The organism is uncultured Pseudomonas sp., from assembly GCF_943846705.1.
Lineage (GTDB): Bacteria > Pseudomonadota > Gammaproteobacteria > Pseudomonadales > Pseudomonadaceae > Aquipseudomonas.
The window spans coordinates 2,657,795-2,683,688 of record NZ_OX044366.1; the positions used below are offsets into that span (position 1 = coordinate 2,657,795).

At 60.2% G+C, this 25,894-nt stretch carries 22 protein-coding genes; 9 read left to right on the forward strand and 13 right to left on the reverse strand.

The window, feature by feature from the left end; translation table 11 throughout:
• Window positions 1-20: 20 nt before the first annotated feature.
• The 5 genes from Q0V31_RS12500 to Q0V31_RS12520 form a co-directional block, all read right to left on the reverse strand.
• Window positions 21-260, reverse strand: a complete 240-nt coding sequence (locus Q0V31_RS12500) for a YheU family protein (RefSeq protein ID WP_298188104.1) — start codon at window positions 258-260, stop codon at window positions 21-23.
• A 69-nt stretch (window positions 261-329) separates the two neighbouring features.
• The gene (locus tag Q0V31_RS12505; RefSeq protein WP_298188105.1) at window positions 330-3,071 is read right to left on the reverse strand and encodes a hybrid sensor histidine kinase/response regulator; all 2,742 of its coding nucleotides are present in this window, start codon (window positions 3,069-3,071) and stop codon (window positions 330-332) included.
• Between the two features lie 80 nt (window positions 3,072-3,151).
• The gene (locus Q0V31_RS12510) at window positions 3,152-4,342 is read right to left on the reverse strand and encodes an osmoprotectant NAGGN system M42 family peptidase (protein ID WP_298188106.1); all 1,191 of its coding nucleotides are present in this window, start codon (window positions 4,340-4,342) and stop codon (window positions 3,152-3,154) included.
• 156 nt (window positions 4,343-4,498) lie between these two features.
• Window positions 4,499-6,235: an N-acetylglutaminylglutamine synthetase gene (ngg, locus tag Q0V31_RS12515; protein ID WP_298188107.1), complete on the reverse strand. Its 1,737-nt coding sequence runs from the start codon at window positions 6,233-6,235 to the stop codon at window positions 4,499-4,501.
• A 72-nt stretch (window positions 6,236-6,307) separates the two neighbouring features.
• Window positions 6,308-8,077, reverse strand: a complete 1,770-nt coding sequence (locus tag Q0V31_RS12520) for an N-acetylglutaminylglutamine amidotransferase (protein ID WP_298188108.1) — start codon at window positions 8,075-8,077, stop codon at window positions 6,308-6,310.
• A 113-nt stretch (window positions 8,078-8,190) separates the two neighbouring features.
• Here Q0V31_RS12520 and Q0V31_RS12525 point away from each other — a divergent pair, with 113 nt between their 5' ends.
• The gene (locus Q0V31_RS12525) at window positions 8,191-8,664 is read left to right on the forward strand and encodes a MarR family winged helix-turn-helix transcriptional regulator (protein WP_298188109.1); all 474 of its coding nucleotides are present in this window, start codon (window positions 8,191-8,193) and stop codon (window positions 8,662-8,664) included.
• A gap of 45 nt (window positions 8,665-8,709) precedes the next feature.
• Here Q0V31_RS12525 and dacB read toward each other — a convergent pair whose 3' ends face one another.
• Window positions 8,710-10,158: a D-alanyl-D-alanine carboxypeptidase/D-alanyl-D-alanine-endopeptidase gene (dacB, locus tag Q0V31_RS12530; RefSeq protein WP_298188110.1), complete on the reverse strand. Its 1,449-nt coding sequence runs from the start codon at window positions 10,156-10,158 to the stop codon at window positions 8,710-8,712.
• Window positions 10,159-10,393: 235 nt separating this feature from the next.
• On the opposite strand from dacB, the gene Q0V31_RS12535 reads away from it, so the two are divergent.
• A complete protein-coding gene (locus Q0V31_RS12535) occupies window positions 10,394-10,735 on the forward strand; it encodes a YggL family protein (RefSeq protein ID WP_298188111.1) in 342 nt (113 codons plus the stop codon).
• A 193-nt stretch (window positions 10,736-10,928) separates the two neighbouring features.
• Here Q0V31_RS12535 and Q0V31_RS12540 read toward each other — a convergent pair whose 3' ends face one another.
• Together Q0V31_RS12540 and Q0V31_RS12545 are read right to left on the reverse strand one after the other, a co-directional pair.
• Complete coding sequence (locus Q0V31_RS12540; RefSeq protein ID WP_298188112.1) at window positions 10,929-11,987, reverse strand: FUSC family protein; 1,059 nt, start codon at window positions 11,985-11,987, stop codon at window positions 10,929-10,931.
• A gap of 3 nt (window positions 11,988-11,990) precedes the next feature.
• The gene (locus Q0V31_RS12545; protein WP_298188113.1) at window positions 11,991-13,322 is read right to left on the reverse strand and encodes a deoxyguanosinetriphosphate triphosphohydrolase; all 1,332 of its coding nucleotides are present in this window, start codon (window positions 13,320-13,322) and stop codon (window positions 11,991-11,993) included.
• A 612-nt stretch (window positions 13,323-13,934) separates the two neighbouring features.
• Here Q0V31_RS12545 and Q0V31_RS12550 point away from each other — a divergent pair.
• Together Q0V31_RS12550 and Q0V31_RS12555 are read left to right on the forward strand one after the other, a co-directional pair.
• A complete protein-coding gene (locus Q0V31_RS12550) occupies window positions 13,935-15,728 on the forward strand; it encodes a multicopper oxidase domain-containing protein (RefSeq protein ID WP_298188114.1) in 1,794 nt (597 codons plus the stop codon).
• Between the two features lie 43 nt (window positions 15,729-15,771).
• The gene (locus tag Q0V31_RS12555; RefSeq protein WP_298188115.1) at window positions 15,772-16,416 is read left to right on the forward strand and encodes an SCO family protein; all 645 of its coding nucleotides are present in this window, start codon (window positions 15,772-15,774) and stop codon (window positions 16,414-16,416) included.
• A 65-nt stretch (window positions 16,417-16,481) separates the two neighbouring features.
• Here Q0V31_RS12555 and Q0V31_RS12560 read toward each other — a convergent pair whose 3' ends face one another.
• The 4 genes from Q0V31_RS12560 to Q0V31_RS12575 all read right to left on the reverse strand — a co-directional run bounded on the left by Q0V31_RS12560 (window position 16,482) and on the right by Q0V31_RS12575 (window position 18,598).
• A complete protein-coding gene (locus Q0V31_RS12560) occupies window positions 16,482-17,393 on the reverse strand; it encodes a c-type cytochrome domain-containing protein (RefSeq protein WP_298188116.1) in 912 nt (303 codons plus the stop codon).
• Between the two features lie 151 nt (window positions 17,394-17,544).
• Entirely contained in the window at window positions 17,545-17,889 is a 345-nt protein-coding gene (locus tag Q0V31_RS12565; protein WP_298188117.1) for a hypothetical protein, read from the reverse strand.
• Complete coding sequence (locus tag Q0V31_RS12570; RefSeq protein WP_298188118.1) at window positions 17,886-18,269, reverse strand: phage holin family protein; 384 nt, start codon at window positions 18,267-18,269, stop codon at window positions 17,886-17,888. The genes Q0V31_RS12565 and Q0V31_RS12570 overlap by 4 nt, the downstream gene beginning before the upstream one ends.
• Window positions 18,270-18,280: 11 nt before the next feature.
• Window positions 18,281-18,598, reverse strand: coding sequence for a DUF883 family protein (locus Q0V31_RS12575; protein WP_298188119.1), 318 nt, complete (start codon window positions 18,596-18,598; stop codon window positions 18,281-18,283).
• A gap of 379 nt (window positions 18,599-18,977) precedes the next feature.
• Here Q0V31_RS12575 and Q0V31_RS12580 point away from each other — a divergent pair, with 379 nt between their 5' ends.
• Window positions 18,978-20,186 carry an ammonium transporter gene (locus tag Q0V31_RS12580; protein WP_298188120.1) on the forward strand — a complete coding sequence of 403 codons (1,209 nt, stop codon included), beginning with the start codon at window positions 18,978-18,980 and terminating at the stop codon, window positions 20,184-20,186.
• A 72-nt stretch (window positions 20,187-20,258) separates the two neighbouring features.
• Here the strand turns inward: Q0V31_RS12580 and Q0V31_RS12585 are convergent, their stop codons facing one another.
• On the reverse strand, window positions 20,259-21,545 hold the full coding sequence (locus Q0V31_RS12585) for an OprD family porin (RefSeq protein ID WP_298188121.1): 1,287 nt from the start codon (window positions 21,543-21,545) through the stop codon (window positions 20,259-20,261).
• Window positions 21,546-21,802: 257 nt separating this feature from the next.
• Here Q0V31_RS12585 and Q0V31_RS12590 point away from each other — a divergent pair, with 257 nt between their 5' ends.
• From Q0V31_RS12590 to Q0V31_RS12605, 4 genes are all read left to right on the forward strand, one after another.
• On the forward strand, window positions 21,803-22,957 hold the full coding sequence (locus Q0V31_RS12590) for a DUF5610 domain-containing protein (RefSeq protein WP_298188122.1): 1,155 nt from the start codon (window positions 21,803-21,805) through the stop codon (window positions 22,955-22,957).
• Window positions 22,958-23,007: 50 nt separating this feature from the next.
• Window positions 23,008-23,250, forward strand: coding sequence for a glutaredoxin family protein (locus Q0V31_RS12595; RefSeq protein WP_298188123.1), 243 nt, complete (start codon window positions 23,008-23,010; stop codon window positions 23,248-23,250).
• Window positions 23,251-23,297: 47 nt separating this feature from the next.
• The gene (locus Q0V31_RS12600) at window positions 23,298-24,182 is read left to right on the forward strand and encodes a chemotaxis protein (RefSeq protein WP_298188124.1); all 885 of its coding nucleotides are present in this window, start codon (window positions 23,298-23,300) and stop codon (window positions 24,180-24,182) included.
• Window positions 24,183-24,506: 324 nt separating this feature from the next.
• Window positions 24,507-25,886, forward strand: coding sequence for an L-serine ammonia-lyase (locus Q0V31_RS12605; RefSeq protein ID WP_298188125.1), 1,380 nt, complete (start codon window positions 24,507-24,509; stop codon window positions 25,884-25,886).
• Window positions 25,887-25,894: the final 8 nt, after the last annotated feature.

The following is a 25,894-nucleotide window of genomic DNA, read 5'->3' on the forward strand; positions in this document are numbered from 1 at the left end:
TATCTGAGTTGTCAGCCCGGCTATTGCTCCAACGCTTCCAGCCACTCCTTGGGTACATCGCGTTTCAGTGCCAGCTGGCATTGCTGGCTTTCTGCATCGAAAACAATCACCGCCTGACCTTTGCTTAAGGCGTGGCGCACGCGCTCGATACGCGTGTGCAGTGGGGTTTCGTCGCCGTTGTCGGTGCCGTCGCGGGTGACGAAATCTTCGATCAGGTGAGTCAGGGTGTCAGCTTCGAGCAGGTGATAAGGGATCAGCACGGTATGGTCTCCAGAGCGCAGCGGCGATGCTAACGTGCGCAGGTCTGGCTGGCCATGTTTGGGGTGCGTTTAGCCGACTGGCTGCAGGTAGATTTCCAAGGTGTGGTAGAGCGTGCTGCTGTCCAGTGGTTTGCCGAGGAAGTCATTCATGCCGGATTCGACCCCGTGCTGGCGGTGCTCATCAAGAATGTGCGCGGTAAGGGCGATGATCGGCACTTCGGGCAGGTTGTATTGGCGCTCCAAGCGGCGGATTTGTCGGGTGGCTTCAAAGCCATCCATCTCCGGCATTTCGCAGTCCATCAGGATCAACTGTGTGGCGCTCGGGTCGCGCTGGTATTCGTTGAGCGCAGCCAGGCCGTTGGGCACCAGACGGATGTTGTAGCCGCGCTTCTTCAGAAAGCCCTGCACCACCAGCTGGTTCACTGGATTGTCTTCGGCCACCAGAATGCATGGCGCGACAGCGCCGTTGCAGTGGGGTTTGGCTGGCGGTTGAAACTCGGCAATGGGCGGTTCTTCATAGAGCTCCTGCAGCGCACTGCGCAGTGCATTGAGCGCCAGCGGCTGCGGCAGCCCCAGTAGGCGCAAGCCGGCGGCGCTGGGCAGTTGCTGGCATTGCTCTGGGGCGCAAAGCAAGAGCACGCGTTGTCCCGGCTGCAGCTGCGGGCGCAGCGATTCCAGCCAGTGCTGAGTGCTTCCCGGCCAGGGCGTCATCACGACCAATAACGGCGCTGCGCTGAAGTCCGCCAGATAGCCGAGCAGCTTCTCAGGGTTCTGGCAGCGCTCGGTGCGCATGCCCCAGCGGCCGAGCAGGCGACTCACTGCATCCAGGCCGAGGCCGTCGAGGGAGGCGAGCAGGGCCGTGCGGCCCTTGAGCAGTTCGTACAGCGGGTCGGCTGGCAGCGGCTCGTCGACTTGCGGAATATCGAAGGCGAAGCGCGTGCCTTGCCCTGGCGTGCTCTGCACCTCGATACGGCCGCCCATCATTTCCACCAGCTCTTTGCTAATCGACAGGCCCAGGCCGCTGCCACCGTAGCGGCGGGTGGTGCTGGAGTCGCCCTGGGCAAAGGACTCGAACAAGCGAGTCAGCACCTGGTCGCTGATGCCGATGCCGCTGTCGCTGATGGCGAACACCAGATGCGGGTTGCCTTGGGAGTCATTACGCAGGCACACATTCAGCGCCACATGGCCTTCGGCGGTGAACTTAAGGGCATTGCTCAACAAGTTCATCAGCACCTGTTTGAGCCGGGTAGGGTCGCCTTGCATACGCCGTGGTACGCCGTTTTCCAGGCTGACGTAGAGGCGCAGGCGTTTATCCAGTGCTTGCCCGGTGAATAAGCTAAGGGTGTCGGAAATCAACTCTTCCAGGTCGAACTCGATGTGCTCCAGGCTGAGCTTGCCGGACTCGATACGCGCGTAGTCGAGAATGTCGTTGATCACCGCCATCAACGAGCTACCGGAGCTGGAAATGGTGTCGACATAAAAGCTCTGGCTGCGGTCCAGTGAGGTTTCCTTAAGCAGTTGCAGCATGCCCAGTACGCCATTTAATGGGGTGCGGATCTCGTGGCTCATCTTGGCCAGGAAGCGGCTCTTGGCCTGGTTTTCGATTTCTGCCTGCTCGGCGGCGCGGCGCGACTGGAAGCCTTCCTCCTTGAGCATATTGATGCGGTCGGCCAAGCCGATGGACAGGGTGATCAGCTCAACGGTTACGCCGATTTTCACCACCGTGGCGCCATACAAACCAAACAGTTCGATACCTAGCGAGCCTGAGGTGGCGATGATGAACGAGGCCAGCAGGATGCCCCAGGCCAGGATGTAATAAGAACCGTAGCGCAGCCCCTGGCGCCACACATAGGCCCCGCACAGCAGCAGCACCAACGACACCGCCAGTACGGTCAGGCTGGCCAGGATGTTCCAGGCCTGAAAGCCCACTAACGGCGCTGACACCAGGCAGCCGCCCACCAACAACATGAATAGCCGTAGAGCAAGATCCAAGCGTGGGAAGTATTGCGCGGTGTGCAGGAAGTGGCGGCTGAACTGGGTCGCCGTCAGGCAGTGGATGTACATCAGGATGTAGATGCTCACCGACTGCAGGCCGACGTGTTCGGGCAAGAGTTTGAACAGCATGCCGTCGAAGCTAGCGGCAAACAGGCCAATATTCAGGTTGTATACCAGGTACCAAAAATAGGCCGATTCGCGCAGCGAGATAAACAGAAACAGGTTGTAGCAGAACATCGCAAACAGCACACCGTAGAACGCACCGTTGATGCCCATGAGGTTTTCCTGGGCGGCGGCACTGGCTTGGTAAGTGCTGAAGAACAGTGGAATAAAAATTGTGCTGGTGCTTTCGACGCGGATCAGTACGGTGCTTGCGCCGGGTGCCAGCTCTAGCGGGAACCAGAAGTTGCGCACTTGCACCGGCCGTTGGGAGAAGGCGTAGCGGTCGCCGCTTTCCTGCATCTGCCATTGGTTGTCGCCTGTGCCTACAAACACCTGCAGGTGATCGAGCAGCGGGTAGTTGACTTCTAGGTAGCCAGGCAGGTTTTGCGTCAGGCGGTTGTGCAGCTGTACTTTGAACCACCAGACTGAATCATTCTTGCCGAGGTTGGCGTGTGGCCCCTCTACCGGGGTAAAGCGCGCGTCGGCCAAGGCGCCGACCTGCTGGATGCTCAGTTGCCCTCGGGGGTCTTCCAGGTAGGCCATCGAAGGCCCCAAGGGCAAGCGCAGGTCGGTGCTGTCCAGCGTTGCAGGCAGCAGCGCCCACGCCGGCCCACAGAGCCAGAGGAGCAGCACCGCTAGCCATATCCGCGGCATTCATCGACCTCATTATTATTATCTGAGGCCTGATCCGGCCCCGCATCATGCCGTCACTTTGCCCGGATGCGCGTGGCCCTTCAAGCGTCCTTGTCGCGTGCTCGCCACAGGCTGTCGACAGTTGGCAAACGGGTATCACTTTCCATCTGTGCATCGTGCTCCAGTTGGTGGCTAAAGCGATCTAGCGAGCCTTGCGCCGGTTGGGCATCACTGGCAAATACCGGTGGGCTGAGCAGGTAGGCGGCGAGCAGACGGCTGAGCGCCTTGAGGCTGTCGATGTGCGTGCGTTCATAGCCATGGGTCGCGTCGCAGCCGAAGGCCAGCAGGGCGGTGCGGATATCGTGCCCGGCGGTAACCGCTGATTGCGCGTCGCTGTGGTAGTAGCGGAACAGGTCGCGGCGTACCGGCACCTCGTTTTCCTCGGCCAGGCGCAGCAGTTGTCGCGACAGGTGATAGTCGTACGGCCCGCCGGAATCCTGCATGGCCACGCTGACGGTGTGTTCGCTGGACTGTTGGCCCGGCGCGACCGGGGCGATATCGATACCGACGAACTCGCTGACATCCCAGGGCAGGGCGGCTGCGGCTCCAGAGCCGACTTCCTCGGTGATGGTGAACAGTGGATGGCAGTCGATTTCCGGCTCAATGCCACTTTCTTTAATGGCTTTTAGTGCAGCGAGCAGGGCGGCGACACCGGCTTTGTCGTCCAGGTGGCGAGAGCTTATGTGACCGCTTTCGGTAAATTCTGGCAGGGGGTCGAAGGCGACGAAGTCACCCACCGAGATACCCAGCGACTCGCAGTCGGCGCGGGTGCTGCAGTAGGCGTCCAGGCGCAGTTCGACATGGTCCCAACTGATTGGCAGTTGATCCACGGCGGTGTTGAAGGCGTGTCCAGAGGCCATCAGCGGTAGCACACTGCCGCGAATTACGCCGTTATCGGTAAATACGCTGACGCGGCTGCCCTCGGCAAAGCGGCTGGACCAGCAGCCGACGGCGGCCAGGCCCAGGCGCCCGTTGTCCTGCAGTTCGCGGACGATTGCGCCAATGGTGTCGAGGTGTGCCGATACGGCGCGGTCAGGGCTGCTCTGCTTGCCCTTGAGGGTGCCGCGAATGGTGCCGCGGCGGGTCATCTCGAAAGGGATGCCGATCTCTTCCAGGCGCTCGGCTACGTAGCGCACGATGGTGTCGGTAAAGCCGGTGGGGCTGGGAATGGCGAGCATTTCCAACAGAACCTTCTGCAGGTAGGCGAGGTCGGGTTCGGGAAGTTGCTGCATACAAAGTCTCCTTGCGAAAATTGTCTGGGCGGCCAGTGCTCTCATAGGGGTGGATGACGGGTTATCCACCCTGCACAGTGCTGCTGGCCGCCGATAAGCCTTGGCGCAAACCGGAGTGACCCGGAGTACGCCGCCTATCGCGGTGCTGATGAGGCTTCAATCCACCTGGCTAAGTGGAAACAGCAGGTCGATAAAGCGTTCTGCGGTGGGTTGTGGCTGATGATTGGCCAGCCCGGCACGCTCGTTGGCTTCGATAAACACGTAGTCGGGTTGATCGGCAGCCGGCACCAGCAGGTCGAGACCAACCACCGGGATGTCCAGGGCGCGCGCGGCTTTTACCGCTGCATCGGCCAGCACCGGATGGAGGATGTCGGTGACATCCTCAAGGCTGCCGCCGGTGTGCAGGTTGGCGGTCTTGCGCACCGCCAGGCGCTGGCCAGCTGGCAGTACGCTGTCGTAATCAACCCCGGCCGCATGCAGGGTGCGCAGGGTCTCGGCGTCCTTGGGGATGCGGCTTTCACCTTCGGTGGCAGCTTGTCGGCGGCGGCTTTGGGCATCAATCAGCTCACCGATGCTGTGCTGGCCATCGCCGACTACTTCCGCGGGACGGCGGATGGCGGCGGCCACCACGGCAAAGCCGATCACCAGAATGCGCAAGTCGCAGCCTTGATGAAAGCTCTCCAGCAGCACGCGGCTGTCGAAGGTGCTGGCGCGTTCGATGGCGTCCTGCACGTCGAGTGACGTGCGCAGGTCTACCGCCACGCCTTGACCCTGCTCACCGTCCACCGGCTTGACCACCACGCTGGCATGTTCGGCAAGGAATGCCGCGTTCTCTTCGGCGTTCCCGGCCAAACGCTGGGCTGGCAGACGCAGGCCAGCTTGGGCCAGGACGCGGTGGGTCAGGCGTTTGTCCTGACAGAGGGTCATGCTCACGGCGCTGGTGAGATCGGTCAGTGACTCGCGGCAGCGGATGCGTCGGCCGCCGTGGTTGAGGGTAAACAAGCCCGCGTCGGCGTCGTCCACCTGCACCTCGATCCCCCGGCGCAGGGCTTCATCAACGATGATCCGCGCGTAGGGATTCATCGGCGTGTGTGGGCCGGGGCCGATAAACAGCGCTTCGTTGATGCCGTTCTTGCGCTTGATGCTGAAGGTTTGCAACTCGCGAAAGCCGAGCTTGGCGTACAAGCCTTTAGCCTGCTCGTTGTCATGCAACACGGACAAATCCAGGCTGCTCAAACCACGGCTCATAAAGTGCTCGATCAGGTGGCGTACCAGCACCTCACCGACCCCGGGCCGGCTGCAGCGCGGGTCGACTGCCAGGCACCACAGGCTGCTGCCGTTATCCGGGTCTTTGTAGGCTTTATGGTGGTTGAGGCCCATCACGCTGCCGATCACCGCGCCGCTGTCTTCATCCTCGGCCAGCCAATACACCGGGCCACCCAAGTGGCGTGGGGTGAGTTTGCTGGGGTCGATCGGCAGCATGCCGCGCAACTGGTACAGGGTGTTGATTGCCTGCCAATCGTCAGCATTGTGCGCGCGGCGTATGCGGAAGCCACGAAAGCTACGGCGTGCCTGGCGATAGTCGCTAAACCACAGGCGCAGGGTGTCGGAGGGATCGAGAAATAGCTGCTGCGGAGCCTGTGCCAGTACCTGGTGGGGGGCAGCGACATACAGTGCAATGTCGCGTTCGCCAGGCTTTTCGGTCAGCAGGTCGCCGGCCAGGGCTGCGGGGTCCGGGTAGGTGTGACCGATCAGCAGGCGCCCCCAGCCACAGTGCAGCGCTCTGGGCTGGCCCATTTCGCTGTCGGGTTCTTCGGCGAAGCGCGCCTGCAGGCGTTCGTAAGACGGTGTCTGACCGCGTAGCAGGCGTTGGTTAAAGGCAGTGGCACGCATTGGAGGCATCCTTTGCTGTCTGCGTACCCCGGACAGGCCAGGGTGTTCAGAGAAACGGGCGAACGAGCAGCCTTACAGGCCGTGTTCGTTCAGCCACAGATTGAGCGCGGCCATCTGCCACAACTTGGAGCCGCGCAGCGGTGTCAGCTGGCCATGCGGGTCCGTCAGCAGGCGGTCGAGCATGGCCGGGTTGAAGAGGCCGCGATCCTGGCTGGGGTCCAGCAGCAGGTCACGTACCCAACCGAGGGTGGCACCTTCCAGATGCTTGAGGCCGGGCACCGGGAAGTAGCCTTTGGGCCGATCAATCACTTCGCTGGGGATAACCTGGCGCGCGGCTTCCTTGAGCACATGCTTGCCGCCATCGGGCAGCTTGAAGCGCCCTGGAATCCGTGCAGAAAGCTCGGCCAGGCGGTAGTCGAGGAACGGCGTGCGCGCCTCCAGGCCCCAGGCCATGGTCATGTTGTCGACTCGCTTGACCGGGTCATCGACCAGCATCACCGTGCTGTCGAGGCGTAGTGCCTTGTCGACTGCCGCAATGGCGCCAGGTTGAGCGAAGTGCTCACGGACGAAGTCCCCGGCGGCATCACCGGTGAGCCAGGCCGGCTGTACGCAGGCGGTGTATTCGTCGTAGTCACGGTCAAAGAACGCGGCGCGGTAGGCGGCAAACGCATCATCAGCTTGATCCACCTGCGGGTACCAGTGATAGCCGGCGAACAGTTCATCGGCACCCTGGCCGCTTTGCACCACCTTGCAGTGCTTGGCCACTTCGCGCGACAGCAGGTAGAAGGCGATGCAGTCGTGGCTGACCATCGGCTCGCTCATCGCCCGGAAGGCCGCAGGCAGCTGTTCGAGAATCTCGTGCTCACCGATGCGCAGCTGGTGATGCTGGGTATTGAAGCGTTCGGCGATCAGGTCGGAGTACTGAAACTCGTCGCCGCGCTCGCCGCCGGCATCCTGGAAACCGATGGAGAAGGTCGAGAGGTTTTCCACCCCGGCTTCACGCAGCAGGCCGACCAGCATGCTCGAATCGACCCCGCCGGACAGCAGCACGCCGACATCCACCGCGGCGCGCTGACGGATCGACACCGCCTCACGCATGCCGTCGAGCACTCGCTCTTTCCACTCATCCAGACCAAAGCTGATTTCATCGCGCTGCGGGCCGAACTCCAGGTTCCACCAGGTTTGCTGCTCGCAGTTGCCCTGGGCGTCGATGCGCATCCAGGTGGCCGGTGGCAGCTTCTCCACGCCTGCCAGCAGGGTGCGCGGCGCGGGCACCACGGCATGGAAGTTGAGGTAATGATTGAGCGCGATGGGGTCGAGCGTCTTGCCAATATCGCCACCGGCCATCAGCGCCGGCAGGCTGGAAGCAAAACGTACACGCTGGCCGGTGCGTGACAGGTACAGCGGCTTTACCCCGAGGCGGTCGCGGGCAATAAACAGCTGCTGGGTGTCACGTTCCCAGATCGCAAAAGCGAACATGCCATTGAGCTTGGGCAGCAGGTCCTTGCCCCAGGCGTGATAGCCCTTGAGCAGCACTTCGGTGTCACCACCGGAGAAAAAGCGATAACCCAGGGCTTTCAGCTCGTCACGCAGTTCCGGGTAGTTGTAGATGGCGCCGTTGAACACCATGGACAGGCCCAGATCACTGTCGATCATCGGTTGGCCTGAGGCCTCGGCGAGATCCATGATCTTCAGCCGACGATGGCCAAGGGCAATCGGCCCTTGACTGTGGAAGCCGTGCGCATCGGGACCGCGCGGGGCTAGGTGATGGGTGATCCGCTCGACTGCGGCCAGGTCGGCCGGTCGTTGATCAAAGCGTAGTTCTCCAGCTATTCCGCACATAATTTTCCTTACCGGTATTGCCGTTGGGGAGTGGTTCGGGGCTGCCGAACCTTTTACAGGAGAACAAAAAAATGCTTTGATGTCAAAGTTTAAAGATGCTTATGAAGGCCTATATGCCAGGTAAAAAGGTTTCTATTGAAATAGATTTGTCATCTGTTTCTGCTTTTGAGTTGCCGCTGTTTCAGGCGCTGCGGCGCTTGCAGCAAGCCGGTGAGGTGCATGCCAAGCGTGTCAGCAAGTTTGGCGGGCTGACGCCTATGCACCTGCTGATTTTGCAGGTGCTGGCAGGGGAGAAGCGGCTGACGGCCAGTGACCTGAGTGGCCGCGTCAGCCTGACGGCGGCGACCTTGTCCGGCATGCTCGACCGTCTGGAGGAGCGCGGGCTGCTACAGCGTCAACGTGATGACCAGGATCGTCGCAAGCAGTGGTTGCTGCTCAGCGAGCCAGGTCTGGCGCTGGTGCAGCAGGCACCGAGCTTGCTGCCACCCGAGTTCGTCGCACGCTTTGCCGGGCTGGAGGAGTGGGAGCGCCACAGCCTGACGGCCGCGCTGTTACGCGCGGCGCAGCTGTGTGGGGAGATGGAGTAGCGGTGGCGCGCCGCAACAGCTGTAGGTGGTGCGGCGTAGGGTGGCTCAGCGCTGCGCGCTGAGCTTGGGCTGCTTATACAAATCCAGCAGCACCTGGTCGAGGATCGACGAGGCGCCCCACGGGCGTGGGTCGTTGAGAATCGCCACCACCGCCCAACTTTTGCCGTTGCTGTCGCGGCTGAAGCCTGCAATGGCGCGCACGTTGTTCAACGTACCGGTCTTGATCCGCGCCTCACCCACCAGTGGTGTGCGGTGCAGGCGTTTACGCATGGTGCCGTCCATTGCCACCAGCGGCAGCGAGGCCATGAATTCGGCGGCGTAGGGGCTCTTCCAGGCGGCCTGTAATAGCGCTGCCATTTCCCGCGCGCTGACCCGCTCGGCGCGCGACAGCCCGGAGCCGTTCTCCATCACCAAGTGCGGCGCGGTCAGTCCTTTGCGCGCCAACCAGCTGCGAATCACCCGTTGCGCCGCTTTGCTGTCGTCTTGGTCGGCGCTGTTGCGAAACTTCGCGCCGATGCTGAGAAACAGCTGCCGGGCCATGGTGTTGTTACTGTACTTGTTGATGTCGCGGATGATCTCGGTCAGGTCCGGGGAGAAAGTGCGAGCCAACAGGCGGGCTTTCTCCGGCACCGGGGCGAGGCGGTCCTTGCCTATGATGCTGCCACCCAGTTCTTGCCAGATGGCGCGGATCGCGCCAGCGGCGTAGCTCGGATGGTCGAGCAGCGACAGGTAGGTTTGCGAGCTGCAGCCTTCGGCCAGTTGGCCGCTGACAATCACCGTGGTGCCGTCGAACTCGGTCACTGGGTTGTAGCGCACATCCGGCCAGCCCGGGCACTTGGCTGCGGGCAGGGCTTTGACGCGGTTATCGATGCGGATATTGGCAATCGGCGGTTCAGCGGCAATGAGGACTTTGCCGCCCTCGGTGCGGGCAATAAAGCGTAAGGCCTTGAGGTTGACCAGCAGCGAGTCGGGCGTCACCAGGTAAGGCTTATTGGCGTCGCCGCCGTCGTCATTGAAACTCGGCAGTTGTGGTTGCACAAAGTGGCTACGGTCGAGCACCAGGTCACCGTTGACCTGCAGCACACCATTGGCGCGCAAGTCGCGCATCAGCAGCCAGAGCTTTTCCATGTTCAGCTTGGGGTCGCCGCCGCCCTTGAGGTACAGGTTGCCGTTAAGCACGCCGTTTTTCAGTTGGCCGTCGGTGAAGAACTCGGTCTTCCACTGGTGAGTTGGGCCGAGCAGTTCGAGCGCCGCATAGGTGGTCACCAGCTTCATGGTCGAGGCTGGGTTGACGGAAATATCGGCATTGAAAAAGGTGCTGCTGCCCGGGCCGTTGAGTGGGATGGTCACCACTGACAGTGACTGGCTGCTGATCTTGTTAACTTTCAACGCTTGTTGAACCTTGTTCGACAAGCCGTTGTTGGCCGCTGCCAGCGGTAGGCAAACAGGCAGGAGCAGGCCGGCGATGGCCAGGCGGCGCAGGGTTTTGATCATGGGTGGCTACCCTCCAGCTGAGGGAAAAAAGATGACGCGAGACAAGTAAAGGGCTCCCATCGCGGGTTGGGATAAAGTTGGCAATTATGCCCGAAGAGCGGGCTGGCGCAGTGGCCGTTATTGCCAGTAGCAGGGCTTTTTTACAGGCCGTTTGATGACCTGCCGTCTTTGAGGCGGGCGTACAAGCGGCGAAACTGCTAGAGTGCCGCGCGTTATCACTTTTGAGGATTGTTCCATGGCTACTAACCGTTCCCGCCGCCTGCGCAAAAAACTCTGCGTGGATGAATTCCAGGAGCTGGGTTTTGAGCTGAACCTGACCTTCAAGGAAGATCTGGCTGATGCAGCCATCGATACTTTCCTTGAGGAGTTCCTGCGTGACGCCATGACCGCTAACGGTCTTGGCTATGTTGGCGGCGATGACTTCGGCCTGGTCTGCCTGGCCAAGCGTGGCTCGGTCAACGAAGAGCAGCGCGCTGCCGTTGAAGCCTGGCTCAAAGGCCGTGACGAGTTGGTGGAGTTCACCGCCAGCCCGCTGCTTGATGTCTGGTACCCAGACAATCAGCTTAATCAGGCTTGATGCTCTAAGCGGGGCATGCATCGCGCATGTCCCGCTGCTGTTTCCTCTCCCCTCGCAATATTCCCGTTAGCCACCCAAGCTCGCCTTGGCCAGCAGCGCGGCCTCATCGATCTGCTCAATTTGCTCTCGGCGCACAAAGCCCTCGGCGTAGTGGTGACTGTTGTATCTGTGGCGTCAGGTGGTTCTGCTAGGGTCAGCGGGTGCTGAGCTTTTTCAGCAGCTGTCGGTGCTCCAGCCAGCGCTCCAGGCCATACACCATCAGTGCCACCAGTAAGGCCAGCACCACGCCGATCAGACTGTTGAACAACCGCACCTGCGGCAGCTGCCAGTCATGTGCCAGGCTTTCTGCCAGCAACACAAAACATACGCTGGTCTGCAGCACAAACAGTCCGTAGTGATTGGCCTGCAGGGCGCGGCTGAGGGCGATCAGCGGCAACAGGGTCAGCACCATCAGCCCTGGGTCCTGCAAGCTGTGGCCTAGCAGGATCAACAATGCTGCGGCTCCCAGGCTGGCGAGGATTGATTGTACGGCACGCACCAGACTGCCTTGAAACTCCAGTTGCAAGGTGGTGACCACGGTGATCGTCAGCCAGTAGCCGCGGTGCAGTTCTGCCAGGTTGACGATCAGCCCGGAAAGGGCGAATGCCAAGGTGCAGCCCAGCGCATGCAGGCGCCATTTCTGTTGTGGCAGGCGTTTGGCGTGACGCCTGAGTACCTTGAAGATGCTGATAAAGCGCGGCATGTACGGCCACATACGCAGGCCATGCATGCCGCGTAGGCCGAAGGCCAGGAGCATGACCCAGAGGCCGCCGAGGATAAACAGCATGGCGATGGCGTAGGGGTTGTTCAGGGTGCCGAGGCCTTGCTGGCCTTGACCCAGACACAAGCAGATGGCCAGGCCGATGCCCAGCTTGCCGGCCTCACTGCCAAAGCGTTGCAACCAGGCCAGGAGAAAACCGAACAGCGCGAAGATCAGAAAGCTGGCATGTGGGTGGCTGGCCGACCAAAAGCCCAGGCCCGCGCTGCAGGCGCCCAGGCCGCAGAGCATGAGCATGCGCAGCATGCCAAGGCGATGCAGTGGGTTGGCCTGCGCAGCCTGAAAAGCCCCCGCCGAAGCCCAGAGAAAGCCTGGGTGCGCGCTAAACAGCCCGAGCAGCAAGGGCAGTGCGCAACCCAGGCCCGCAACCACCGCTGGCCCCCAGGCGGGCGGGCCTGCATGCCAGTTAAAGGTTTGTCGCAATAGGCTGCTCATGGCTTATACCGGGCTTGAACGGCCCGTCATCTCGCGGGCCATTTCAGTAGCGTAGCTGTCAGTCATGCCAGCGATAAAGTCGATCATGCGCAAAAATGACCTGTACAACGGCCAGTGTGGATCGGGGGCGTTATTGCCCAGCAGGTCGAGGATGCGCCGGTTTTTGAAGGACGGCGTGCGCCCACCATGTTGCTCAAGAGCCGCGCCACAGAAGGCGTTAAGCAGAATTTCCAGGGTGGTGTAGGCGCCGATTTCGTGCAGCGTTTTGCGCTTGTCCTGGAAGATTTTCTGCCGGGCCATGTCCTTGGCGCTCTGCACGCAGTGCTTGGCGGTGCCGTGCATGTGCTCGACCAGGTCACCGTGCAAGGTGCCGGCAAGCAGGGCGTCCTGCTGCTCGACAAAGGCTTCGGCGGCGGCATTGGTCAGGTGTTCGATGGCTTTGCCGCGCAGGATCGCCAGCTTGCGCCGCTTGGAGTCATCGGGGCCGAGCTGGCGGTAGGTTTCCGGTAGGTCATCGCCGACCAGATCGAGCAGCAGCGCTTCAACTTCGCGGTACTCCAGCAGCTCCATTTCCAGGCCGTCTTCCAGGTCGATCAGGCCGTAGCAGATGTCGTCCGCGGCCTCCATCAGGTACACCAGTGGATGGCGCGCCCAGCGCTGTTCTTCCAGCTGCGGCAGGCCCAGCTTGCTGGCGATTTGCTCAAGCAGTGGCAGCTCGCTTTGGTAGCAGCCGAATTTGTGCTTTTTGTAGCCCAATGCTTCGGCGTGGCGTGCGGTCCAGGGGTATTTCAGGTAGGTGCCCAGCGTCGCGTAAGTCAACCGAGTACCGCCGTCGAATTGGTGGTATTCCAGCTGGGTGAGCACGCGAAAGCCTTGGGCATTGCCCTCGAAGCTGAGAAAGTCCCCGCGTTCGGTTGCGCTCATGTCGTCCAGCCAGCCGCGCCCGGCGGCCTGCTGAAACCAGTGGCGAATGGCGTCTTCGCCGGAATGACCAAACGGCGGGTTGCCGATGTCGTGGGCCAGGCAGGCCGATTGCACGACCATGCCCAGGTCGCTTGGCTCGCACCAGCCGGGCAACGCGCCACGGATCATTTCACCGACGCGCATGCCGAGGGAGCGGCCTACGCAGCTGACTTCCAGAGAATGGGTCAGGCGGGTGTGGATGTGGTCATTGCTGGACACCGGGTGCACCTGGGTCTTACGCCCCAGGCGGCGGAAGGCACCCGAGAAGATGATGCGGTCATGGTCTTTGTGGAAGGGCGTGCGGCCCAATTCATCGGCACTGTGCGTTGGTTTGCCGAGTCGTTCGCGGTTGAGCAGGGTTGGCCAATCCAAAGCTAATCCTCACCATGGCATCACTGAATAGGGGTCTAGCTTCGGTGTTCATGCGGCTGGCTGCAAGCCTTGTGCTAGAAGCCTGGCGGTGACAGCGATGGGGTGGCGTGCAGCTCAGTGCGCTGGCGCGAGTAGCGCATGTCGATAGGCTTCGGGTTTTATCGATTTCGTTTAAATAATGTTCATTAAAATCAGTAACCTAAAACATTAAATTCCGTTTATCAGGCTATTTGACGGTTAATTGACATTCTTCGTACTTGGTACTTTAGTTACAACAGTAGGAGCTTGAAAGCTGATGGGCTCAGTGTGTGGGGGAGCGCTCTGAGTTCGGTTTAAGTGGTATCGCTAGGGAGAACATTATGTCTACTGACTCGATGAGACGCCGAGCATCCCTGTTGTTTCCTCTGCTTGGTGCGTTGTTGCACTCGCATGGACCACCTATCCGCTGAAACTGCGCGCGGCGCTCTCGCTTTGAGGCCTGGCTGTGAAGTCTGTCTTGAGCGTTCGCTATTGATGTTGTGCTCAGCATACGGCGCACGTTTGTTACCCGTGAATCTGTCGAAGTAATACCGCAGAAGGGTGGCGAGCCGGGAGCCGGGGAGGTGGATATTTATGAAGACTTCATTCTTGGTGACACCCGCAGAGCAGCGGCCGGAGGCGTCGACCGATAGCGATGCAGCGGAGCAGCAGTCGCGGCGTAATTTTCTTAAGGGCAGCGCCGCCCTGATAGCTGCGCCATTACTGCTAACGCCCGGGAAAAGTGTTGCGGCAGTGCCGGCCAGCCCGCCGACTGTGCCTTGGCAGGAGTTTCTGCCTGATGTTATTAGCGTGCTGGACGCCAGCCCCTTAGATCCACCACCCACCGGGATCGCGAACCTCGCCGGTGGTGAAGCTGGGCGTTTGCCACATCAGCGTTGGAGTGAATTCGCCGCCAGGGCCGAGCCCTACGAGCTGCACGCCGCGCAGCGTGAAAACTGGGTGTTCAGTCCGTCCTACCCGGCGCAATCTGTGTGGACCTATCAGGCTAAAGAGCCGGACTTGAGCATTCTTAGCCCTGTGGTGTTTGCCCATTACGGTCATCCGGTTCTGTGCCGGATATACAACGATTTACCGGCCAATCATGTTGGCTTTGGTAGCCCGGAAATTTCCACCCACCTGCATAACCTGCACTGCGGTTCGGAAAGTGACGGCTTCCCCGGTGACTATTACAGCGCCACCAAGGCTGGCCCCACGCTGACAGCACCCGGAGGCTTCAAAGACCATCTCTACTCGAACATCTATGCCGGCTATGACGAAATGCAAAATGGCATTGGTGACTACCGTGAGGCCTTGGGTACGCTGTTTTACCATGACCACACCACCGACTTCACTGCGCCGAATATTGTCCGCGGGCTGGTCGGTTTCTACTGCCTGTTTGATGAGCTGGATTCAGGTGATGAGCGCGATCCTAGCCCCAGTGCGCTGCGCTTACCCAGCCATCCTTACGATTATCCGTTGGGTTTTGCCGATCGGCGTTTTGATGCGAACGGCATACTCTATTACGACCAAGTCAACCCGGACGGTGTGCTCGGCGACAAAGTCGTGGTCAACGGCAAGATTGAACCAATACTGCGCGTGGCGCGGCGTAAGTACCGTTTGCGTCTGCTTAACGAAGGTCCGAGTCGCTTCTACCAATTTTATTTGGTGCGGCCGAACAATGTGATTCAGCCGTTCACCTACATCGCCAATGACGGCAACCTGCTGGAAAGACCGCTACTCAACCAGACCTCCGTGCGTTTAGGCGTGGCTGAACGGGGCGATATTGTGGTGGATTTTTCCCGTTATCCGGTGGGCACCGAGCTTTACGTGGTTAACCGCCTGACACACGTTGCAGATGACACTCGGCGTCCTGATCGGGTGGTCGCTCCGGGTGAGCGCGTGCTTAAAATCGTGGTCAATCGCGAGCCGCCCGAGCAGGACCTGAGCCAGGTGCCGAGCTTTCTGCGTCCACTGCGTCCCTTGCCGACGACCGCGCAATTGGCGGCGTTGCCGGTACGGCGCTTTAACTTTGATCGCCGGCAAAACATGTGGGCGATCAATGGTCAGTTCGTCGATGTCAACGTGCCGCGCGCGCAAATCCCCCTCGGCAGTATGGAAATTTGGGAGTTGTCGAGCGTCGATAATGGTTGGGATCACCCGATTCACATCCACTTCGAGGAGGGCCGGATTTTAAGCAAGACCACCGATGGCCGAAACGTGGTGATTCCTGCGCATGAGCGCGGCCGTAAGGATGTGTTTGTGGTCAACGGGCGCACGACCATCCGGGTGTTGCTGCGGTTTCGTGATTACAAGGGCAAGTACGTGATGCACTGCCACAACCTCATCCATGAGGATCACTCGATGATGCTGCGCTGGGACATTGTCTGATGGACGCTGCGCAGGCGGTTGAAGAAATGCAGGAGGGTGTTCGATGAGTACGCGAAGAAAATTACTGGCAGGCATGGGCCTGGGTGTGGCCGCGCTGGGTGTGGCGGCATGGCACCGTGGCAGTGATGCACCACAAGCAATCGTGCGCAGTTCGGCAGGGACTAAAAATTTCCCCAATGTCACGCTGTACACCCACGAAGGTCAGCCCGTGAAGTTCTATGACGACCTGATTCGCGGCAAGGTGGTGACCTTCAATATGATGTACTCCCAGTGTGAACGCAGCTGCCCGGCGAGTACGGCGAATTTGCGCCTGGTGCAGAAAATGCTCGGCGAGCGGGTGGGGCGTGATGTGTTTATGTACTCGATTTCGCTGCAGCCTGAGCTGGATACTCCGGAGCGTTTGCGCGAGTACGTGGCGCGGCATCATATCGAGCCGGGTTGGGTGTTCCTCACCGGCGCCCGCGAGGATATTGACCTCGTGCGCTATCGTCTGGGTTTTTACGATCCGGATCCGTTGGTGGACTTCAACGATGCCAACCACACCGGCATGCTGCGGGTGGGTAATGATGCCTTTGATCGCTGGACGATGGCACCGACCTTGACCACGCCCGAGCAGATTCTGAGTACCATCAACCATGTGGACATGGCCATGGTGCACACGGCATTTCGCCAATCAGTGGTTGTTTAGAGTAAGGCTCGCCACGCTTGCGGCTGCGGCGCACAGTGAGTGCTCAAGCCGCTTGGGCGCAGCTGTCAGCGTGGCCGGATACGCTCAACGCTAAGCGTGCCGTCACGCTGGGTACGGCCGCGTACTTGCACGTAGTCGCCAGGCTGCGGGGCGTTATCAATGCGTGTGGCGGGGCTGAGCTGTAGCGGCAGTCCATCCAGTGTCCAGTTCGGCTCGAGTGTGCCATGCAGGCGCACTTTGCTGCCGGCGGGCAATACGGCGGGAATGCCCTGTGCGTCCCTGGCACCTTGTTGAACCCAGGCCACGATCAACGCGATGTCTTCGTCATCGAAAAACGGCGGGCCGTCATGCGGCATGCGCGGCCGTGCTTGACCGCGTATGCGTCGCACCAGTTCGCTGGCCTCCGGTGCACCCGGAACCACGCGGGCGCGTTCGTCACTGCGGATAACCTCGGCGTAAGACGCCAGTATGTAACCTTCCGGCGCAGAGCCGAGCAGCCCGGAGGCCGAATGGCACTTGGCGCAACGTAAGGTGAACAGAGGCTCAACATGGCTGTAGTTAACCGGCTCACCGGCAGCAGGGCGAGCTGGCGTGGTGGCTGGCGAGATTGTTGGGCCTGGTTGCAGGCCGTCGTTGATCCAGCGCTCGAATAGCTCGATTTGTTCATCGCCAAGGTACGGCGGGCCGGTCATGGGCATGCGCGGCAGGCTGCTGCCTTTTAGGCGTTGGATCAGCTCACTGCCCTCTGCATCACCCGGCTTGACGATAGGCCCGCGGCGGCTGCCGCTCAGCAAGTGTTCCAAGCTATCCAGGGCCAGATCCAGCGGTGGTTGTGGGCCGGCATGGCACAGTACGCAGCGGCTGTGCAAAATCGGTGCGAGATCGCCGTAAGTCACTGGCGTTTGCCCTTGGCTCTGATTAGCCACCAGCAATACCAGCCAATAGAGCGGCCAACGTGGCAACACTGCAGCGGGCATACGACCCACCTCCCATTAGAGGTCTGTGTATTCAGCCTAGCTGTTATGCGTGAGCCTGTGAGTAGGCTGTGTGAGTCGAGCAGATTACGTGCAGAGAGCCCGCCGCAGCACTCTTGAATAGCGGCCGTGCGTCGTTATCGCAGTGGCTAGATCAACGCTCAGTATCTGGACCTTGAGGGGCATCTGCATGACGTGGCGGGTTGCGTCTGAGCAGCGGGAAGGCGATCAGCGCGATACGCAGCCAGCGTCGCCAATGGCCACGGCGAATGCCCACGGTGGCCATCAACAGCGCACTGCCTGCGACCCAAAACGGTGCATTGCTGTTGCCCAGTTCTTCGCGCCAGTGCTTGCGTAAATGCTGCGCTTGGCGCAGCGGTTGCAGCATCACCAGGGTTTCGTGGCGCAGTTCCTGGCGATGCATTTCCAGGCGCATACGCAGCAAGGTTTTGCGCAGCTCGCGGCGCGAAGCTTTGGCGGGTAGCTCGTGGGTATTCATGGCAGCAGTTGCTCACGGTCGCGGGCCAGCTCTTCAAGGCTGGCGCTGAAAGGTGCTGGCGCGTTGCGTATACGCTGCAGCAGTGCAATCGAGGCGCTTAACAGGCCCAGTGCATAGAAGGCGCACAGACCGCTGATAACCAACAGGCGATGGCTTTCCCAGAAGGCAATCAACAGCGCCGCTGACAGGCCGATGATCAGCAGTAGGCCAAACAGCAGGGCTAAACTGGTTAACACCAGCAGGCTGAGGGTGTGGCTTTGCTGCTCTTTGAGTTCCTCAGCAAACAGCGCGATATGACCTTGTAGTAACCCCAGCAAGGCGCTGGCAAAGCGCCGTGGCGAACTGCCGCGACTTGACGGGGTAGGTGGGGCTGCATCCATTGAGGTTCTCTTTAGCGTCGGGAGATCAGCATGCCCAGCAGTAAGCCGATAGCGGCAGCAACGCCGAGGGTTTGCCAAGGGTGAGTCTGCACATAGCCCTCGGTGGCTTCAAGGGCGGCTTTACCGCGTGCATGCAGGGCGTCTTCGGCATTATGCAGGGTGCCGCGTGCACGGCCTAAGCTGCTGCGGATCTGCTCGCGTAATTCCTCGGCTTGCTCACCTGCGAGGCTGGCGGAATGCTGGAGCAAACTTTCGGTGTCGCGTACCAGTGCCTGGAATTCTTCGAGTAACTGATCTTGGCTTGACGAGGCGGGTGTCTTACGGGCCATGGTGTCTCTCCTTTTCTTACAGAGCAGTGTAGGGGGTTCGAGTACCTTGTAGAGCAGTGGTTCCTTTTTTCTTCAGCGTGCGGCAGCTGCGGTTTCAGTAACGACTGGTATAGCACTTGCATTACCTTGGTGCGCACTCTTGTTTATATGCTCTTTTATAGCGCTGCAAGGGTTTTGGCCGGGACGCCGTGGTGCACCACTAACTTATTAATAACTATGGAATAAGTACATCGAGGTCAGGTCTAGGTAGCACTCATGTGGTGCTGTGTAGGCCCGGCGTTGGCAGAGTGGATGAGGATTAATGCTGCTATCTGGTGCGCATTTATCGCTTGGTGATCCGCTTTGGTGCTTTTTCCCCGCTACGGAGTTCTCTTCGCAGATGGAAAACATTAACAGTGCTGTAGAAACCCTGATTCACGGCTCCAATACCCTGTTTATTCTGCTCGGCGCGGTGATGGTGTTGGCCATGCATGCCGGCTTTGCCTTTCTTGAAGTCGGCACCGTGCGGCAGAAGAACCAGGTCAATGCTTTGTCGAAGATCATCTCCGATTTTGCGGTGTCGGCCCTGGCGTATTTCTTTGTTGGTTATTGGGTCGCTTACGGCGTGACGTTCCTTGAGCCGGCCAGTGTGCTGACTGAGGGAAATGGCTACGGCCTGGTGAAGTTCTTCTTTCTGCTGACCTTCGCGGCGGCCATCCCGGCGATTATTTCCGGTGGCATCGCCGAACGCGCCAAATTCGGCCCGCAGCTGTGTGCGACGGTGCTGGTCGTGGCCGTTATCTACCCGTTCTTCGAGGGGATGATCTGGAATGGCAATTACGGCGTGCAGGCTTGGCTGGAAGCGCAGTTTGGTGCCGCCTTCCATGACTTCGCCGGCTCGGTGGTGGTGCATGCGATGGGTGGCTGGCTGGCGTTTGGCGCGGTGATTCTGTTGGGCCAGCGTGATGGGCGTTATCGCGACGGTCGTCTGGTGGCGTTTGCGCCGTCGAACATCCCGTTTCTCGCCCTCGGTTCGTGGATTCTGATCATCGGCTGGTTTGGCTTTAACGTGATGAGTGCGCAGACCCTCGGCAGCGTCAGCGGTCTGGTAGCCGTCAACACGTTGATGGCGATGGTCGGTGGCACCGTGGCGGCGTTGTTGGTCGGGCGCAATGACCCAGGCTTTCTGCACAACGGCCCGCTGGCCGGTCTGGTGGCGGTGTGTGCCGGTTCTGATTTGATGCACCCAGTCGGCGCTCTGGCCACCGGCGCTATTGCTGGTGCGCTGTTTGTCTGGGCATTTACCGCAACTCAGGTGAAGTGGAAGATCGACGACGTGCTTGGCGTGTGGCCGCTGCATGGTCTGTGCGGCGTCTGGGGCGGCATTGCGTGCGGCATTTTTGGTCAGCAGGCATTGGGCGGCCTCGGTGGCGTTAGCATGATCAGCCAGTTTATCGGCACCGCGCTGGGCGTGCTGGTGGCCTTGATTGGCGGCCTGCTGGTGTACGGTGTGCTGAAACACAGCGTTGGTATCCGCTTGAGCCAGGAGCAGGAGTACTACGGCGCCGACCTCTCGGTGCACAAGATCGGTTCGACCAGCCAGGACTGATGGCTACGGAGTAATACAAAAGGCCCGCACAAATGTCCGGGCCTTTTTAGTGCGGCCGCAAATAAATGAGGCTTAGAGCAGCGGCAGGGTGTAGCTGACGATCAGACGGTTTTCGTCAATATCGCGACCGAAGTTGTTACGCATTGTCGCGTTGCGCCAGCGCACACCCAGATTCTTTAGCGCACCTTCTTGGAATACATACATCAACTCGGTGTTGCGCTCACGCTCCTTACCCTCAGAAACGTTGCTACCACGGTCGATGTTATCGCCGCTCAAGAAACGAGTCATAAAGGTCAGGCCGGGAATGCCTATGCTGGCAAAGTTGAAGTCGTAGCGTGCTTGCCAGGACTGCTCATCTTTGTTGGAAAAATCACCAATTTGTACATAGTTGACCAAGAACGGGTCAGTGCCATTGATATAGGCAAAGCCGGTGTCGCCGCTCATCTTCTGGTAACCCAGGCCGAAGCTGTGCCCCTCGATACCGTAGGTGATCATGGCGCCCAGCGCTTTGTTATCGATATTGCTGCGCCCGTCATCGGTGGAGCGCGCGTAGCGCAGATCTGTCTTCAGGGTCTGCTTGTCTGCCAATGGCAGGACATGAACCAAGTTGAAGGAGTTCTGCTTATACATGTCCTCCAGGTTGGAGTAGTAATAAGCGCCGGTCAGGTTGGGGGTGAGCTTGTAAGTGCCGCCGAGGAACGTGAACGCATCTGTCTTGTTCCCGCCCGTCACGCGGATCCCGCGCGTTCCAAGCGCACCAGTGTTGGCATTGATGCTGGTGGTCATGGACAGGTCTTGGAAATCACCCGAGTTACGGTCGTTCACTTCCCGGATACGTCCGGCATCCAGTGTCAGGCCGTCGATTTCCTGAGAGATCAGTTGGCCGCCGCTAAATACTTGCGGGGTCAAGCGACTGTCGCTGGAGCCGATGGCCATGTTCTTGAACTGCATACTGCCGACGCGCAGGGTGCTATTGGACACTTTGGCCTTAGCGGCAACGGCCAAGTCCGAGGAATAATCCTGAGAGCCTTTTGAGGAGATGTCAGGAGTCAGCAGGCCGCTGCCTGCGGTGCCGTCGCCAGAGTCAAGTTTGAAACCAAGCATGCCAATGGCATCGAGACCAAAACCGACGGTGCCTTCGGTGTAGCCAGAATCAGCCCGAAGAATAAAACCCTGCGCCCACTCTTCACTTTTGGCCGCACCAGCGCCTTCGCGGAAGTCGCGGTTGAAGTAGAAGTTACGTGCCTCAAGGGTCGCTTTGCTGTCTTTGATAAATTCTGCCTGAGCCAGCGATGGCAGGGTGAGGCAGGTGCCCAGTGCGGCGAGTGCCACAGCGCGAGCAAGTGGAGTGTGGGTCATTATTGTTAGCTCCTCGTGTGTTCGGGTCGACGTGTGCCCGATCTGTTCCAGCGAGGCGAAATAAAGCATGGGCGTTGGTGCTTGGCCTTTAGACTTTGGTCGGTGCGGGTGGCTGGGTAGGGTTTGGTGAGCCGCTTGCGGCCTTTGCAGGCGCTCTAGCCTGCGTGGCGCGCCGTTGATCGGATTAGCCGTGGCGCGGTTAAAGTTTCACTGCGTCGGGCCGCCAACCTATTAATACACCGCCTAGGTATTTTGCCATGAACCCTCTGGCCGCTAACTTATCGTCAGCCTCGCGCCCGTCTTCCGTCACTGCTCAGCCGGTTATCCGCAATGTGCCTGATGCTCAAGCAACGCTAGCTAATCGTCTGGCCGAACGTCTGGGTCTTGAGCCCGGCGCGCTGGCCGGTAAGGCCAACGACTTCAGCCCGGAGAAAGTCGCCGGGCGCATTCTCGGGTTTATCGAGCAGCGCCTGCAAAGCGAGCAAGCTGCCGGCGCCGATAGCGGCAAACTGCAAAAGCTCCTCGATCAGGCCCGTGATGGGGTTGAAAAGGGCTTTGCCGAGGCGCGCAAGATCCTTGATGGCATGGGCGTGCTGCAAGGCAAAGTGGCAGCCGATATCGACAGCACCTACCAGAACATTCAGGACGGCTTCAGTGGCCTGAACCAGCGCTTTAATCCCGATGCTGCTGCGGTTGAGGGCTCAGCCAGCGTTGCGGCTTATAGCGAACGCTTTGCCGCTCAAGCGCAAACCTTCGAGATGTCGGTCACCACCCGCGACGGTGATCGCCTACGTATCTCCATCGCCCAGGCTTCGGCCAACTGGTCGCAAAGTAGCGTAGTGGCGAGCAGTAATGGCAACGGCAGTTCGATGGTTGCCAGCAACCAGTCCGGCAACCTGCAGATCGGCGCGTGGCAGGTCAGCGTTGACGGTGAGTTGGATGACGAGGAGCGCGGCGCGCTGGAGCAGCTCTTCGGCCAGGTGCAGGCGTTGTCCAATAAGTTCTATGCCGGCGACCTGTCCGGGGCCTTTGACCGAGCCATGGCGCTGGAAATGGATGGTGAGCAGTTGGCGTCCATGTCCCTGCGGCTCACGCAGACCACTGTGCGTCAGGCCACCGATGCCTACAGTTCGGTGGCGCAAGAAGGCGGGCAGGCCGCCAGCGCGGTTAATAATTCGCTAATTGATTACGCCCAGGGTCTGCTCGACGCCCTGCGCAACGTCAACCAGGTGGTTGAAGCAGGCACCGGCAAGACCAGCCTGCTGGATCTGCTTAAAGGCGGTTTCTCGCTGGATGAGCGTTTTGACAGTGCTCGCCTGGACAAGGCCGAGCAGCTCAATAGTCGCTTGCTTGAAGGCCTGCAAAACCTGGGTAACCCCGCGCTAGACAGTAGTAAGTCCACGGGTGCCTGAACCTAGGGCGGTGCTAAACTGCCCGTCCAGTCGTTTATGGAGGTGTGCAAATGCTCCCGGAATGCCAACTGTTCGGTACGCTTGGCTGCCACCTCTGCGAGGTGGCGGAAGCGTTGCTGATGCCGTTTGTCGAGAATGGCCTGCTGGTCGAATTGATCGATATTGCTGAGCATGAGCAAATCGTCGAGGCATACGCGCTGCGTATCCCAGTGCTGCGCCGCTGCGATACCGGGGCTGAGTTGAACTGGCCATTTGAGGCCGATGAGATTGTCGAATTTCTGCGTAGCGCCTGATGTCCATGGTGCGCGCGGGCCAATGATTTATTGAAGGATAAAGATTGATGAGCATGGTGCATGGAGACGCCTTGTCGTTGCTGCTGTTCCGTTTGCACAGCGGCCGTTTACTGGGGATCAACCTGCTCAAGGTTCAGGAAATCATTCCATGCCCGACGCTGACCAAGCTGCCCAGTCGGCATCCGCATGTGCGTGGCGTGACCACGCTGCGGGGCTCGGCGTTGACGGTAATCGACCTGGGCAAGGCCATCGGCGAGCATGGTGTTCCCGGCAGCAATGATGGCTGCCTGATTGTCACTGAGCTCAGTCGCTCACGTCAGGGCCTGCATGTGCAAAGCGTAGAGCGCATCGTGCAGTGCTCCACCCGCGATGTGCGTCCACCGCCGGCCGGCTCTGGCAGCAAAGCTTTTATTACTGGGGTCACGCAAATTGACGGCAAGATTGTGCAGATTCTCGATATCGAGAAAGTGCTGCACGAACTCGCGCCGGTGGTTATCGAAGAACTCGACGAGCACTTGTTGTCCGAGCGTCAGCGTGCGCTGCTAAAAGGCCGTCGCGTCTTGGTCGTGGATGACTCCCATGTGGCGCTGCAGCAAACCACAATTACCCTGCGCAAGTTGCAGCTGGATTGCCAGATGGTGCGCAGCGCCGCAGCGGCCCTTGAGTTGCTGCAAGCGCAATATGTTGCCGGGCAACCGATCGAGGTGCTGGTGTCGGATATCGAAATGCCGGAAATGGACGGCTACGACTTGGTCCGCACCGTGCGCAAGATGTCTGATATTGGACAGACTTATGTGCTGCTGCACACCTCGCTCGACAGCACCATGAACACCGAAAAAGCCAAGGCAGTCGGTGCCAACGACGTGCTGACTAAATTCTCCATCGTCGACCTGAGCAAGGCCCTAGTGCGGGCGTTTGAAAGCCTGCAGTAGCGTATAGCGTGACGCAAATGGCCGAAAGCTAAATCAGCAAGAGCGGTTTTGGTTGCTGGAAACAGGGCGAGGCCGTAACGGCCTGAACGGCTGGGATGACCTGCGTAATAGGTGATCACAGCGGGCCGTGCGGCTAGCCGCCTGCAGACTCTGTACGCCTTGATGTGTCCGCCGGTAGCGCGTGCGCGGGTGATTTTTGTGTCTGTCAAAAATTGTGCTCTGCGAACAATTTTGGGTCGAAGTTAGACAGCTTTATAGCCTTGTAGCGACAGACAATCCTCAAAACTAGGCGCCTATGGCGCGACAATGGTTGAGGAGTCGGCTATGGCAATAAGTGTGTTTGACCTGTTTAAGATCGGTATTGGCCCATCTAGCTCCCATACAGTCGGCCCCATGCGCGCCGCTGCGCTGTTCACCGGCGGCCTGCGCGAACGTCACTTACTCGAGCGGGTACAGCGTGTGGAAGTGCGCCTGTACGGTTCGCTGTCCGCCACCGGCATCGGTCACGGTAGTGATACCGCAGTGATCATGGGGTTGATGGGCGAGTGGCCCGACCAGATCGACCCCGCGACCATTGCCCCGCGCATCGAAGCCTTGCGCAGCAGTGGCACCCTGCAGCTCGATGGACGCTTGCCGGTTGCCTTCGACTGGCAGCGCGACATGCTGCTGCTCGACGAAAACCTGCCTTATCACCCCAATGCCATGACCCTGACGGCCTACGCGGTCGACGGCCACGAGTTGAGCAGCGGCACCTATTATTCGGTCGGTGGCGGCTTTGTGGTCGACGCCGAGCAGGCGGCCAGTGGCCAGCTGGATCAGGATCGCAGCCAGTTGCCTTACAACTTCGCCAGCGGCGACGAGTTGCTGCGCTTGTGCAAGGCGCATGGCCTGCGGGTGTCCGAACTGATGATGGCCAACGAAAAGGTCTGGCGCAGCGAAGCAGAAATTCGCAGCGGCCTGATGCGCCTGTGGCAGGCCATGCGCGATTGCGTCGAGCAAGGGCTCAAGCATGAAGGCATCCTGCCCGGCGGGCTCAACGTCAAGCGCCGCGCGGCCAAGTTGCACCGCAGCCTGCAGGAAATGAGCAAACCCAACGTGATCGGCTCGACCCTCAGCGGTATGGAGTGGGTCAACCTGTTCGCCCTGGCGGTCAACGAAGAAAACGCCGCCGGTGGGCGCATGGTCACCGCGCCAACCAATGGCGCGGCGGGGATCATTCCGGCGGTGCTGCATTACTACGTGCGTTTCAGCCCGGCGGTGAGCGAGGCTGATGTGGTCGACTACCTGCTGGCAGCGGCGGCGGTGGGCATTCTGTGCAAGAAGAACGCCTCGATCTCCGGCGCCGAAGTCGGCTGCCAGGGCGAAGTCGGTTCGGCCTGCGCGATGGCGGCGGCCGGGCTGGCGGAGATCCTCGGTGCCACCCCGGAGCAACTGGCAAATGCCGCCGAGATCGGCCTGGAGCATAACCTCGGGCTGACCTGTGACCCGGTCGGCGGGCTGGTGCAGGTGCCGTGCATCGAGCGCAACGCGATTGCTGCTGTGAAGGCGATCAACGCCGCGCAGTTGGCCTTGCGTGGCGACGGTCAGCACTTTATCTCGCTGGATCGAGTCATCCGCACCATGCGCGACACCGGTGCCGACATGCACGACAAGTACAAGGAAACCTCGCGCGGTGGCCTGGCGGTCAGTGCTGTTGAGTGTTGAGTGGCGTC